Origin of the sequence: Microbacterium sp. TPU 3598 (assembly GCF_002356155.1) — a bacterium.
GTDB lineage: Bacteria > Actinomycetota > Actinomycetes > Actinomycetales > Microbacteriaceae > Microbacterium > Microbacterium maritypicum_A.
The window spans coordinates 3,206,990-3,220,468 of sequence record NZ_AP017975.1 but is presented as its reverse complement, the minus strand read 5'-3'; the positions used below and the strand labels follow the sequence as shown (position 1 = coordinate 3,220,468).

The 13,479-nt window shown below is 69.9% G+C and carries 11 protein-coding genes; 7 read left to right on the top strand and 4 right to left on the bottom strand.

The window, feature by feature from the left end:
- The first annotated feature begins 237 nt into the window (after positions 1-237).
- The 5 genes from MST3598_RS15365 to MST3598_RS15345 all read left to right on the top strand — a co-directional run bounded on the left by MST3598_RS15365 (position 238) and on the right by MST3598_RS15345 (position 5,922).
- Positions 238-1,401 carry a Gfo/Idh/MocA family protein gene (locus MST3598_RS15365; protein ID WP_029259868.1) on the top strand — a complete coding sequence of 388 codons (1,164 nt, stop codon included), beginning with the start codon at positions 238-240 and terminating at the stop codon, positions 1,399-1,401.
- A gap of 7 nt (positions 1,402-1,408) precedes the next feature.
- Positions 1,409-2,686 (top strand): dihydrodipicolinate synthase family protein, encoded by a 1,278-nt coding sequence (locus MST3598_RS15360; RefSeq protein ID WP_029259869.1) that lies wholly within the window; start codon positions 1,409-1,411, stop codon positions 2,684-2,686.
- Positions 2,683-3,579: a sugar phosphate isomerase/epimerase family protein gene (locus MST3598_RS15355; protein WP_051671146.1), complete on the top strand. Its 897-nt coding sequence runs from the start codon at positions 2,683-2,685 to the stop codon at positions 3,577-3,579. The genes MST3598_RS15360 and MST3598_RS15355 overlap by 4 nt, the downstream gene beginning before the upstream one ends.
- Positions 3,580-3,721: 142 nt before the next feature.
- Positions 3,722-4,792: a LacI family DNA-binding transcriptional regulator gene (locus tag MST3598_RS15350; RefSeq protein WP_029259871.1), complete on the top strand. Its 1,071-nt coding sequence runs from the start codon at positions 3,722-3,724 to the stop codon at positions 4,790-4,792.
- Positions 4,789-5,922, top strand: coding sequence for a glycerate kinase (locus MST3598_RS15345; protein ID WP_051671148.1), 1,134 nt, complete (start codon positions 4,789-4,791; stop codon positions 5,920-5,922). The genes MST3598_RS15350 and MST3598_RS15345 overlap by 4 nt, the downstream gene beginning before the upstream one ends.
- A gap of 88 nt (positions 5,923-6,010) precedes the next feature.
- Here MST3598_RS15345 and pgm read toward each other — a convergent pair whose 3' ends face one another.
- Positions 6,011-7,654, bottom strand: coding sequence for a phosphoglucomutase (alpha-D-glucose-1,6-bisphosphate-dependent) (gene pgm, locus MST3598_RS15340; protein WP_021200016.1), 1,644 nt, complete (start codon positions 7,652-7,654; stop codon positions 6,011-6,013).
- A 79-nt stretch (positions 7,655-7,733) separates the two neighbouring features.
- Here pgm and pheA point away from each other — a divergent pair, with 79 nt between their 5' ends.
- Positions 7,734-8,684 (top strand): prephenate dehydratase, encoded by a 951-nt coding sequence (pheA, locus tag MST3598_RS15335; RefSeq protein ID WP_029259873.1) that lies wholly within the window; start codon positions 7,734-7,736, stop codon positions 8,682-8,684.
- 83 nt (positions 8,685-8,767) lie between these two features.
- On the opposite strand, the gene MST3598_RS15330 is transcribed toward pheA, so the two are convergent.
- Positions 8,768-8,977: a hypothetical protein gene (locus MST3598_RS15330; RefSeq protein WP_021200014.1), complete on the bottom strand. Its 210-nt coding sequence runs from the start codon at positions 8,975-8,977 to the stop codon at positions 8,768-8,770.
- A gap of 125 nt (positions 8,978-9,102) precedes the next feature.
- Positions 9,103-10,149 carry an LLM class flavin-dependent oxidoreductase gene (locus MST3598_RS15325; protein ID WP_029259874.1) on the bottom strand — a complete coding sequence of 349 codons (1,047 nt, stop codon included), beginning with the start codon at positions 10,147-10,149 and terminating at the stop codon, positions 9,103-9,105.
- Between the two features lie 53 nt (positions 10,150-10,202).
- Between MST3598_RS15325 and MST3598_RS15320 the strand changes: the two genes are divergently transcribed.
- Complete coding sequence (locus tag MST3598_RS15320; RefSeq protein WP_021200012.1) at positions 10,203-11,933, top strand: cation:proton antiporter; 1,731 nt, start codon at positions 10,203-10,205, stop codon at positions 11,931-11,933.
- Positions 11,934-12,014: 81 nt separating this feature from the next.
- On the opposite strand, the gene MST3598_RS15315 is transcribed toward MST3598_RS15320, so the two are convergent.
- Positions 12,015-13,439, bottom strand: coding sequence for a dicarboxylate/amino acid:cation symporter (locus tag MST3598_RS15315; protein ID WP_029259875.1), 1,425 nt, complete (start codon positions 13,437-13,439; stop codon positions 12,015-12,017).
- Positions 13,440-13,479: the final 40 nt, after the last annotated feature.

The window sequence follows — 13,479 nt, the reverse complement described above, 5'->3', positions numbered from 1 at the left end:
CGGTCGGCGGCCCTGCGCGTCGAATCGGTCGGCCGTCCTGTGCGTCGAATCGCACGACGCGGCTGCCGCGCACGCTGCAGCGTCCGCCGTGCGCAATCGTCTGCCTCCCGGCGGGCCGATCGTGGGATCCCCACCCGTGGTTGCGATCGTCGCTCATCTCATGCCATGATCTCGGAAAGCGCTTTCCCGCCCGTTCGGTGAAAGCACGACAGCGTCCCGCGACAGGAACGGAACACCATGGCACAGGCGAACACCCGCGAGATCGGGATCATCATGAACGGCGTCTCCGGACGCATGGGGTACCGGCAGCACCTGGTGCGCTCGATCCTCGCGATCCGTGACGAGGGCGGTATCGAGCTCCCCGACGGTTCGAAGATCACGGTGAAGCCGATCCTCGTCGGCCGCAGCGAGGCCAAGCTCGCCGAACTCGCCGCGAAGCACGGGATCGACGACTGGACGACCGACCTCGACGCCGCCCTCGCCGACCCGCGGTGGGAGATCTACGCGGACTTCCTGGTGACCAAGGCCCGGGCCACGGCTATCCGCAAGGCCATCGCGGCCGGCAAGGCGATCTACACCGAGAAGCCCACCGCCGAATCGCTCGACGAGGCGCTCGACCTCGCCCGCCTCGCCGACCGGGCGGGAGTGAAGACCGGCGTCGTGCATGACAAGCTCTACCTCCCCGGACTTCAGAAGCTCAAGCGTCTGATCGACTCCGGCTTCTTCGGGCGCATCCTCTCGGTGCGTGGCGAGTTCGGTTACTGGGTCTTCGAGGGCGACTGGCAGCCCGCGCAGCGCCCGAGCTGGAACTACCGCACGGAAGACGGCGGAGGGATCATCACAGACATGTTCCCGCACTGGAACTACGTGCTCGAGAACCTGTTCGGCGAGGTCGAGAGCGTCTACGCGCAGGCGGCGGTGCACATCGCCGACCGTTGGGATGAGAAGGGCGAGCATTACACCGCGACCGCTGAGGACGCGGCCTACGGCATCTTCGAGCTCGAGGGGGGCGTGATCGCCGAGATCAACTCCTCGTGGACCGTGCGGGTGAACCGGGACGAGCTCGTCGAGTTCCAGGTCGACGGCACGCACGGCTCCGCCGTCGTCGGACTGTTCGGGGCGAAGATCCAGCCGCGTGATGCCACGCCGAAGCCGGTGTGGAACCCCGATCTGGAAGACACCCGCGACTACGACGCCGACTGGCAGAACGTACCCACCAACGACGTGTTCCTCAACGGGTTCCGCCAGCAATGGCAGGAGTACCTGGTCTCGTACGTCGAAGGCACCGACTACCCGTTCGACCTGCTCGCGGGCGCGCGCGGCGTGCAGTTCGCCGAGGCCGGTCTGACCTCCAGCGCCGAGGGTCGCAAGATCGCCCTGTCGCAGCTGACGCTGGACTGAGGTGAGCATGAGCACCCTGCGCCTCCTCCGCGCGAACGGCGATGTCGCTGACGTCGCCCTCAACGACTCCGGCACCTACACGCGCCCGACCGGCCCGCTGCAGAGCCGCGTCGCGTATGCCGCCGCACACGTCGTGCCGAAGGTGCACGCCGACAACACTCCCGGGCAGGCGGCCGACATCGACTGGGACGCCACGCTCGCGTTCCGCCGCAACGTGTACTCGTGGGGTCTCGGCGTCGCCGATGCCATGGACACCGCGCAGCGGAACATGGGGTTGGACGCCGCTGCCACCCGCGAGCTGATCGCCCGCAGCGCCGAGGTCGCCCGTGAGGAGGGCGGATCCGTCGTGGTGGGTGTCAACACCGACCACATCGCCGAACCGCACATCTCGCTCGACCAGCTCATCTCCGCCTACCTCGAGCAACTGCACTTCACCGAGGAGCAGGGCGCCGGCCCCGTGCTCATGGCCTCCCGTCACCTGGCCCGTGCCGCGACGGACGCGGACGACTACCGGCGTGTGTATCGAGAGGTCCTCTCGCGTGCGACCACTCCGGTCGTGCTGCATTGGCTCGGTGCGGCGTTCGATCCCGAACTCGCGGGCTACTTCGGCGCGGACGACTGGCAGCCGGCGTCGGACGTGCTCCTGGAGATCATCGCCGAGAATCCGGACAAGGTGGCGGGAGTCAAGATGAGCCTGCTGAACGCCGAGTCCGAGGTCTCGGTGCGCGATCGTCTCCCCGAGGGCGTCCGGATGTTCACGGGCGACGACTTCAACTACGTGAGCCTGATCGGAGGTGCCGCGGCGGGTTCGTCGACTGCACGCGATCTCGCCGAGCGGACGGCTCCCTCGCGTGAACAGGGCGTGCACTCGGCGACAGGTCGTGCACTCGGGGAAGACACGGGGGACGCAGCGGGCGTGCGCACGCACTCCGACGCCCTGCTCGGCGCCTTCGCTGCGATCACCCCGGTCGCGTCGGCGGCGATCCAGGCACTCGACGCCGGCGACCCGGAACGGTATCGGCGCATCCTCGGACCGACCGAGGAACTGAGCAGGCAGGTCTTCGCGACTCCCACGTTCTACTACAAGACGGGCGTCGCCTTCCTTTCGTGGATGAACGGCCATCAGCCCGGTTTTCAGATGGTGGGCGGGCTGCACTCCGCGCGCAGCCTGCCGCACCTGAGCCGGATCATCGAGCTCGCCAACGCCTCCCTGGCGCTGGAGCAGCCCGACCTCGCCCGCGAGCGGTGGCACGGCATGCTGCGTCTGAACGGCGTGGACGCATGAGCCTCCCCTCCCCGGCCCAGGCCCAGGCGCCGGCCCCGGACCCGCGCCTGTCGATCAATCAGGCGACCATCAAGCATGCCGACCTCGCGACGGCCCTGCGGGTCACGACGGCCGCGGGTGTGGAGGCGATCGGACTGTGGCGTGAGCCGGTGAACGACGTCGGCCTCGACGTCGCGGCCCGCATGCTCGGCGACTCGGGCCTGCGCTTTTCGACGCACTGCCGTGGTGGGTTCTTCACGCTGCCGGACGGGGCGGAGCGGGCGGCGGCGCTGGACGACAACCGCCGGGCGATCGAGGAGACCGCGACGCTGGCCGCGGCCGGTGCCGAGGGCTCGACCGCTGTGCTCGTCCTGGTCGTGGGCGGCCTGCCCGCGGGATCGCGCGACCTGATCGGGGCTCGGCAGCGCGTGCGCGATGCGATCGGTGTGCTGGCTCCCGAGGCGAAGGCGGCCGGTGTGACGCTCGCGATCGAACCGCTGCACCCGATGTACGCGTCCGATCGCGCCGTCGTCTCGACGCTCGGCCAGGCGCTCGACATCGCCGGGGACTTCGATCCGGAGGTGGTCGGCGCCGCCGTCGACACCTTCCACATCTGGTGGGACCCGCAGGTGCTCGAGCAGATCGCGAGGGCCGGTCGTGAAGGACGCATCGCCACGTACCAGGTGTGCGACTGGAAGACGCCTCTCGCATCCGACGTGCTGCTCTCACGGCACTACACCGGCGAGGGCGTGATCGATTTCGGCACCCTCACCCGCGCGGTGGTCGCGACCGGGTACGACCGCGACATCGAGGTCGAGATCTTCAACGCCGAGATCTGGGCCGATGATCCCGAGAGCGTGGTGCGCCGCACCGCCGAGACGTTCGCCGCCGCGGTCTCTCCGCATCTCGCGTGAAGGTGTTCGGACACCGGTCTCTTACCGCCTCTCAGGAGGATGCACGGATGCACGGAGAAGACCGCGGATCCGGGCCGACAGCCGTGCAGCCACCCGACGTCCGTGCCGGCGGGCGCACGTGTCGGGAAGTAGGATCTGGGTCATGACCAAGCCCGCAACGTCCGCGGAGCGGCCGTCGCCGACGCGGTCTCCGCGCCACGCCCGGGGGCCGGCGCCCACACTGCACGACGTCGCCCGAGAAGCCGGGGTCTCCCTGGCGACAGCTTCCCGGGTGCTCAACGGTTCCGAGCGCCGAGTCGCCGAGTCGTTCCGGGAACGCGTCGAATCAGCGGCGGAGAAGCTCGGATACACCGCGAACGTCTCGGCCCAGTCGATCGCCCGCGGCACATCACCGGTCATCGCCCTCCTCGTCGCCGATATCGCCGACCCCTACTTCGGGTTGATCGCGTCGGGTGTGGCCCGCGGCGCCGACGAGGAGGGCCTGGTCGTGACGATCGCGATCACCGAGCGCGACCAGGCGCGTGAGGCACGGATCGTGCGTGCGCTTCGCGGGCAGCGGCCGCGAGGTCTGATCCTCGCCGCCTCGCGCACACAGGAGCCCACGGAGACCGAGACCGCGCAGGAACTCGCGGAGTTCGTGCGCCTGGGCGGCCGGGTCGTGGCGTTCGGGCCGGACGGCGAGGGCGAGCGTCGAATCGAGATCGACAACCGCTCCGGGGCGGAGGCGCTCGGCCGACGGATGGCCGAGCTCGGGTACCGTTCGGCGATCGCGCTCGGGGCGGCGGCCGGAGTCCGGACCTCGGATGATCGTCTGGCCGGCTTCCACGCCGGGTTCGAGGCGGCAGGCGGTGCGGTCGAGAGCGTGCGACGGGGTGACTTCCGCCGGGAGTCGGGGGCGGCCCAGATGAGAGAAGCTCTCGTCGACGGCATCGCACCCGGCACCCTGATCTTCGCGATCAGTGACGTGGTGGCCCTCGGTGCGATGTCCGCGATCCGTGAATCCGGGCGCGAGGTCGGCAGCGACATCGCGGTCTGCGGGTTCGACGACGTGCCGGCGAGCAGCGATGCCACCCCGCGGTTGACGACCGTGCGCGTGCCGTTGAGCGAGGTCGGATATCAGGCTTTCCGCGCGACGGTCGATGCGGAATGGGAGCAGGCGCCCCTGCCGCTCGAGATCATCGTGCGCGACAGCACCCCGGGGATCACCGGGTGACGCGGGTCGTGCTGGCCCCGGACAGCTTCAAGGGCACGATCACGGCGGCGGATGCCGCGACGGCCCTCGCCGACGGCTGGGCGACGGTCGATCCCACCGCCGAGTTCGTGCACCGGCCGATGGCGGACGGCGGCGAGGGCACGGTGGCTGCGTTCGAGGCGGCGGTGCCCGGCGCCGTGCGGATGCCGATCACGGTTGACGGACCGGCCGGCGAGAAGATCGACACCTCCTGGTTGCTGCTCCCGCCGACGCGCGATACCCCGGCGGGCACGGCCGTGATCGATCTCGGGTCGACCTCCGGGATCGAGTTGCTGCGCGAGCTGCGTCCGTGGGATGCCGACACGACCGGTCTGGGGCAGGCACTGGCCGCGGCTCTCGACCATGGCGTCTCGCGACTCGTCGTCGGCATCGGCTCCAGCGCCTCCACCGACGGTGGCACCGGGATGCTCTCGGCGCTCGGTGCGCTGTTCCTCGATGCCGCTGGGGCTCCGGTTCCCCGCGGTGCGCGTGGGGTCGCCTCCGTCGCATCGGCGGATCTGACCGCCCTGCGCCCGGCACCCGAGGTGCGCGTGCTCACCGACGTCACCAATCCGCTCACCGGTCCGCGCGGCGCCGCCGCGGTGTTCGGCCCGCAGAAGGGCCTGCGATCGCCGGACGACATCGCTCTCGTCGACGACGGGCTTCGTCGTCTCGCCGTGCTGCTCGGCGTCGATCCCGCGGGCGAGGGCAACGGTGCGGCCGGGGGCACGGGCGCTGCGCTCGTGGCCTGGGGAGGCGCGCTCGCTCCCGGCGCCGCCGAGGTGGCCGACCTCATCGGCCTCGACGCCGCGATTTCCGGCGCCGACGTGGTCATCACGGGGGAGGGTTCGTACGATGGGCAGTCGGGTGACGGCAAGGTCCCTTCGTTCCTCGCCGGACTCGCCGCCGTCGCGGGGACCGACGCGATGCTCGCGGCCGGTCGGATCACCCCGGACGCCGACACCGCGCTGTTCGCGGCCACCGCCTCCCTCACCGATCTGGCCGGATCGTCGGAGGCTGCGCGCACCGAACCCGTGCGCTGGCTGCGCGCCGCAGGTGCCGACCTGGCACGGGCCGCGCAGGATCGAGCGCACCGGATCGTGCGGGGCTGAGCCGAGAAGCGTCCCGGCCATCGGCTCTCCGACCGCCGGCCCGCCGGCCCTCCGACCGCCGGCCCTCCCTCCGACGGTCGGAGCCCGCTCAGCCTTCGAGGGCGGCGGAGACCACGGCGCGCGCCTCGGCCTGCACCTCGGCGAGGTGCTCCGGGCCGCGCAGGCTCTCGGCGTAGAGCTTGTAGACGTCTTCGGTGCCCGACGGGCGGGCGGCGAACCAGGCATGCTCGGTCTGCACCTTGAGGCCGCCGATCGCCGCGCCGTTGCCGGGCGCATGCGAGAGCTTCGCGGTGATGTCCTCGCCCGCGAGCGTGGTCGCCGTGACGGCCTCGGGGGCGAGCTGGCCGAGCGTGGCCTTCTGCTCGGGCGTCGCCGGGGCATCCACCCGCTGGTACGCGGAGGCACCGAAGGCGGTCTCCAGCTCGCGGTACCGCTCCGACGGGGTCTTGCCGGTGACGGCGATGATCTCGGCGGCCAGCAGACACAGCAGGATGCCGTCCTTGTCGGTGGACCAGACCGAGCCGTCCTTGCGGAGGAACGAGGCCCCGGCCGACTCCTCGCCGCCGAAGGCGACCGAGCCGTCGAGGAGTCCCGGCACGAACCACTTGAACCCGACCGGAACCTCCAGCAGACGCCGTCCGAGCGACTCGGCGACCCGGTCGATGATCATCGACGAGACCAGGGTCTTGCCGATCGCGGCGTCGCGCGGCCAGCCGTCGCGGTGCGAGAACAGATAGTCGATGGCGACCGCGAGATAGTGGTTCGGGTTCATCAGTCCGGCGTCGGGGGTCACGATGCCGTGCCTGTCGGCGTCGGCGTCGTTCCCGGTGAGCACGTCGTACGACCCCTTCTTCGCGACCAGGGAGGCCATTGCCGACGGTGAGGACGGATCCATCCGGATCTTCTCGTCCCAGTCCAGCGTCATGAAGCGCCACGTCGGATCGACCTCGGGGTTCACGACGGTCAGGTCGAGGTCATGCATCTCGGCGATGAGTGCCCAGTATTCGACGGAGGCTCCGCCGAGCGGGTCGGCGCCGATGCTCACCCCGGCGCTGCGGATGGCGTCGATGTCGATGATCGACGGCAGGTCGCGCACGTAGGCGTCTCGGAAGTCGTAGCCGGTGAGGGCATCCCAGTCGATGTCGGCGAAGCGCTCGAGCTTCACGCCGTCGAGTCCGGCGGCGATGAGGGCGTTCGCGCGGTCGGCGATCCAGCCCGTGGCGTCGGTGTCGGCGGGTCCTCCGTGTGGCGGGTTGTATTTGAAGCCACCGTCGCGCGGAGGGTTGTGCGAGGGGGTGACGACGATGCCGTCCGCGCGGCTCGGGTCGTCGGCCGCCTTGCCGCGGTTGTAGGTGAGGATGGCGTGACTGAGCGCCGGAGTGGGCACCCACGAGTCGCGGGAGTCGACCCGCACGTCGATGCCGTTCGCCAGCAGCACCTCGATCGCGCTGCGCTCGGCGGGCAGCGACAACGCGTGCGTGTCGCGGCCGAGGAAGAGCGGGCCGGTGATGCCCTGCGCGTCGCGGTAGTCCACGATCGCCTGCGTCGTGGCGAGGATGTGGTTCTCGTTGAAGCTGTTCGACAGCGAGGAACCGCGATGACCGCTGGTGCCGAACACGACGCGTTCCGCGGGAACCTCGGGGTTCGGCGTGCGGTCGTAGTAGGCGGCGATCAGTTCGTCGACATCGATCAGGTCACTTTCCTCCGCGGGGAGGCCGGCACGGCTGGTCATCCTCTCAGTCTGCCCCCTGTTCGGCGGGACCGCATCCGAGAAGTCGCCCGGACGAGCCGTCGGCCCGCCGAGGGCTAAGGTGAAACCCGTGACTGAACGCCGTACCTACAGCTATCTCGGCCCTGCCGGAACCTTCACGGAGGCGGCGCTCGATCAGGTGGCCGAGGCCCGCGGCCAGAACTGGCGACCCGTGCACAACGTGGGCGAGGCTCTGGCCGACGTGCTCGAGGGTCGGAGCGACGCCGCGATGATCGCGATCGAGAACTCGATCGAGGGCGGGGTGTCCACCACGCAGGATGCTCTGGCCACGCTTCCGGGGCTGCGCATCATCGGCGAATATCTCGTGCGGGTGAACTTCGTGCTGGTGGCTCCGCGGGGGACGACACTCGACCAGGTCGAGGTGATCGCGGCGCATCCGGTCGCCTACGCCCAGTGTCATGGGTGGCTCGGCGCGCACCTGCCGTCACACTCGCACGTTCCCGCGTCGAGCAACGTCGCCTCCGCGATCGGCGTCCTCGACGGCACGCTGCCCGCGCAGGCGGCCATTGCGGCACCCGGCATCGTCAACCACTACGACGTCGAGGTGCTGGCAGACGGCATCGGCGACAACGCGCAGGCCGTGACCCGCTTCGTGCTGGTCACCCGCACGACCCGTTCGCCCGAGCCGACCGGTGCCGACAAGACCTCGCTGATCGTGGAGCTCCCGCACGACCACCCCGGTTCGCTCCTGGAGATGCTCGAGCAGTTCTCGACCCGCGGCATCAACCTGTCGCTCATCGAGTCGCGGCCGATCGGCGACGAACTCGGGCGCTACCGATTCGTGATCGACGCCGACGGGCACATCGAGCACGAGCGCATGGCCGACGCGCTGCTCGGCATCCGTCGATTCAGCCCTCGTGTGGTCTTCCTCGGGTCGTATCCGCGGGCGGACCGGCAGATCGTGCAGTACCCCGACCGCTACTCCGATGACGTGTTCGTCGAGGCGCGCGACTGGCTGCGCGGCATCCTCTCCGGCGAGCCGGAAGCCTGACGTCACCCGCCCGCTGCGCGCCATCCCCGTACGCGACCCGGGCGGATGCCGTGGTCCAGTGCGGGTGGTTCAGTGTGGGTGGTTCAGTGCTCCTGGAAGCGCGGCCAGTCGCTGCCCGGAGCCATATGGGAGTGCAGAGCACCCTTCGCGGAGGCCAGGCTCGGGTAGGTTCCGGTCGTCGCATCCGATCCGACCATCGTGACCGTGTAGCCGTCCTCGTCGTGGCGGATGCTGCCGACGACACCGTTGCGTCCGTAGGCGACCCAGAGGGCGAGAGTCTTGGTCGTGCTCATCGTCGAACTCCTTCTGCTGCTGCCGACAGTGCGTTCGCCGAGGGGGCCGCGCCCCTGTCGACGGCACTGTTCGTGACGCTACGCCTGTGCCGCCGGGAAAGCCAGGGGTTGACAGGCGCGCGACGTCAACTGCGAAGTGCGGCGGAGATCAGTTCCAGTGTCTGTGCGCGACCGGTCGGTGCATCGTTCGCCTCGGCGTCGTAGGCGCCGGCGACGGGGGAGAGCATGACCTCGTCGACGCCGTAGCGCTCGGCGAAGGAATGCAGCTCGGCGGCGACGCTCTCGCCGGTGCCGACGAACCAGCGCGAACGGGCGGCCCGCACGACCTCGTCGGTGGCGGCATCCGTCACGGCCGCCGCCGCCTGCTCGACGGTCTCGAGAGCGGCGAGCGGCTGGTTCAGCCGCAGCCGTGCCATCATCCGCAGCTGGGGGAGTGCACGGGCCTCCGCTTCCTCCTGCGTGGGCGCGGCGACCGCGTTCACGGTGAGGAACGTGTGCGGCTCCGGGTGCTCCTCACTCGGACGGTAGCCGGTGCGGTACAGGTCGAGCGCGCGCTCGAGGCCCTGCCCCGAGAAGTGGTTCGCGAAGACATAGGGCAGCCCGTGCGAGGCGGCGAGCTGCGCGGAATAGTCGCTCGACCCGAGCAGCCACACCTCGGGGGTGCCGGTCGCGGCCGGCGTCGCACGCACCGTGTATTCCCCGCCGGAGGTGAAACGCAGCGCAGCCCCGTCTGCCGACAGCAGGGCCGCGATGTCCTGCACGTGGCGGGGGAACTGCTCGACGTCGCTGGTGGTCCCCGAGCCGCGCAACAGCTGCGTGATCACCGGGTCGCTTCCCGGTGCCCGGCCGAGGCCCAGGTCGATGCGTCCCGGCGCGATCGCTTCGAGTGCCGCGAACTGCTCGGCGACGATGAGCGGTGCGTGGTTGGGCAGCATCACTCCGCCAGAGCCCAGCCGCACACGCGAGGTGCGGGTGGCCGCAGCGGCGATCAGCACCGGGGGAGTGGTCGACGCCACCGACGGCATGTTGTGGTGCTCGGCGAACCAGTAGCGGCGATAGCCGAGACGGTCGGCGGTCTCCGCGAGCGCGAGGGAGGCGGCGATGGCCTTCGCGCTGGTCTGGCCGGTGCGCACCGGAACGAGGTCGAGGACGGAGAGAGCTGTATCGGACATCCTCAACCACAACGCGCACCTGAGCGCCTCCATTCCCCCGATACCGTGGGGGCATGGAAGCAGGCATCTTCTACGTCCTCGTCGGGTCCGTCGCGATCGCCGCGTTCGCACGCTGGCGAGGCTGGCCGGCCCCGCTGCTGGTGACGATCGTGGCGCTCGCCGCATCCTTCCTGCCCTTCGTGCCCGACCTCGACATCGATGGGCATGTGCTCCTGAGCCTCGTGCTGCCGCCGCTGCTGTACTCGGCCGCGCTCGATGTGTCGTTCGTCGGATTCAAGCGCAGCCTGCCGCAGATCCGCCGGCTCGGGATCTGGCTGGTGCTTCTCACCGCCGTGGCCGTCGGCTTCGTCGCATGGTGGATCCTGCCGTCCCTCACCCTCCCCGGCGCGCTGCTCCTGGGCGCGATCGTGGCTCCGCCGGACGCGGTGTCCGCTGCGGCGATCGGCCGTCGGCTCGGGCTGCCGCGACGCATCATGACCGTGCTCTCGGGCGAGAGCCTCATCAACGATGCGACCTCGCTCACGCTGTACCGCGTCTTCGCCGCGATCCTCGCGGGCGCCACCGTCTCGATCTGGGGCGGCATCTGGCAGTTCCTGGTGGCGGTCGGAGTGGGTGTGGCCGTCGGTCTGGTGTTCGGGATCGTCCTGCACCAGCTGCGCATGCGCATCAGCGATCCCGTGGTGATCGGCACGTTCGGACTCCTCGCGCCGTTCGGGGCTTATGCGATCGCCGAGCATCTGCTCGGATCGGGCGTCCTGGCGGTCGTGGCGATGGGGCTGTACGTCGGCTACAACTCGCCGCGCACCGACTACACCACCCGCCAGCAGGAGAAGCCGCTGTGGCTTTCGGCCGACCTGCTGCTGGAGAGCTTCGTGTTCGCCTACATCGGGCTGCAGTTCCCCCGTGTGCTCAGCGACCTGGGCAGCGAGTCGGTCGGGCAGATCCTGCTGCTCTCCGGGGCGGTGCTGCTCGTGGTCGTCATCGTGCGGCCGCTCTACATCTATCCGACCAGTGCGTGGGCGAACTTCCAGGACCGCCGCAAGCTCGAGCGCTGGGATCGTGGTGTCGAGTCCGGCGAGTTCGAGAAACGGCATCAGAAGTCGCGGCGCTGGGGCAACTACACCGCCGACGAGCTGCGCAGTCAGATCGTGCGCGACCGGATGGCCGGACTCACGCTCACGTGGAAGGACAGTGCCGTCATCTCGTGGGCGGGCATGCGCGGCGTCGTGACGCTGGCGATCGCGGTGGCCGCCGCCGACCTCGCGACCCTCGACGCGCAGGCATCGCACGCCATCGTCGTGGTGGCCTTCATCGTCACCGTCGGAACGCTGTTGATCCAGGGTCTGACCCTGCCTCTTCTCATCCGCAGCCTCGGCATCGCCAGCGATGTGGACGAGGAGGAGGATGAGGCGGCGCTCGCCGAAGTGCGCGCGAAGAGCCGTGAGGCCGGCAAGAAGTTCCTCGCCGAGAAGCGGGTCGAGTGGGAGGCGAAGTACGGGGAGGTCGACCTCCGGGTGTTCGATGCCTTCACCAAGCGGATGACACGGGTCGAGAAGGACACCGACGAGGCGCAGAAGGTGGAGGATGCCGCGAGCCGACCCTCCTACGAAGACCTCGTCGCCCTGTCGAAGGGGTGGCTGCAGGTGCGTCGCGACATCCTCCTCGCGGAACGCGACGCGGGCAACCTCGATGAGGAGGTCATGCGCGAGCTGATCGCGGCGATGGACGCCGAGGAGCTCGCCCTCGACACCCGCGGCGCCACGCGCCAGGAGGGCCGCGCCTGATCCCCTGACCGCTTCGATGCTCGAACGGCAGAGCGCCTCGCCCCACGAGGGGACGAGGCGCTCTGCCGTTCCGCGGCGAGGTCAGCGGGCGCTGACCGGTTCCTTGTCGGCGGAGGCATCCGCTTCGTGAGCGTCGTCGTCTCCGGAGTCGTCGGCGAAGGGCAGGCCCTCACGCGGCGCGTTGTAGAGCTCCTCGTTCAGGATGCCCTCGCGCTTGGCGACGATCGTCGGGATCAGCGCCTGGCCGGCGACGTTGACCGCGGTGCGGCCCATGTCGAGGATCGGGTCGATCGCGAGCAGCAGTCCCACGCCCTCGAGCGGGAGGCCCAGGGTCGACAGCGTCAGCGTGAGCATCACCACAGCACCCGTGGTGCCGGCGGTGGCGGCCGAGCCGACGACCGAGACGATGACGATCAGCAGGTACTGCACGAAGTTCAGCTCGATGCCGAAGAACTGCGCGACGAAGATCGCGGCGATGGCCGGGTAGATCGCGGCGCAGCCGTCCATCTTGGTCGTCGCGCCCAGCGGCACGGCGAACGAGGCGTACGAGCGGGGCACACCGAGGTTGCGCTCGGTCACGCGCTCGGTGAGCGGCAGGGTGCCGATCGAGGAGCGGCTGACGAAGGCCAGCTGCACGGCGGGCCAGACGCCCGAGAAGTACTGCTTGATCGAGAGGCCGTGCGTGCGCACGAGGATCGGGTAGACCACGAACAGCACGAGGGCCAGACCGATGTAGACGGCGGCGGCGAACCAGCCGAGGGAGGCGAGCTTCTCCCAGCCGTACTTGATGACCGCCGAGCCGATGAGGCCGAACGTGCCGAGCGGGGCGATGCGGATGATCCACCACAGCACGCGCTGGATGACCTTCAGCAGCGACTCGGTGAAGACGAGGAACGGCTCCGCCTTCTTACCGGCCTTGAGTGCGGCGATGCCGACGACGGCCGCGACCACGATGACCTGCAGGATGTTGAAGCCGACGCTCGACGAGAAGGTGCCCTCAGCCGCTCCGGGGTTGGTGCTCACGGTGAGGCCGAGGAAGTTCTGCGGGATGAGCCCGAGCAGGAAGTTCCACCAGGTGCCCACGGTGTACGGGTCGCCCGGTTCGAGGCCCTCGCCGGCGCGGTTGCCGGGCTGGATCACGAGGCCGAGGACGATGCCGATGATCACGGCGATGAACGCGGTGATCGCGAACCACAGGATCGTCTGGCCCGCCAGGCGTGCGGCGTTCTGCACGCGGCGCAGGTTCGAGATGCTGGCGACGATCGCTGTGAAGATCAGGGGGACGACGGCGGCGCGCAGCAGCGTCACATACGAGTTGCCGATGGTGTCGAGTGTCGCGGACAGCCCGGTCGGGTTCTCGGCGGTCGCGCCGAGCTGGCGGCCGATCAGACCGGCGGCGATGCCGAGGACGAGAGCGGCGAGGATCTGGAAGCCGAACGAGGTCAGCAGCTTCCGGACCGGTCCGCGGGTATCAGGCGCCTTCTGGGCGCGTGCGGTGGTGCTCATGAGGGTGGGGACTCCAGAATCGCGGCGCACCGTGTGCGCG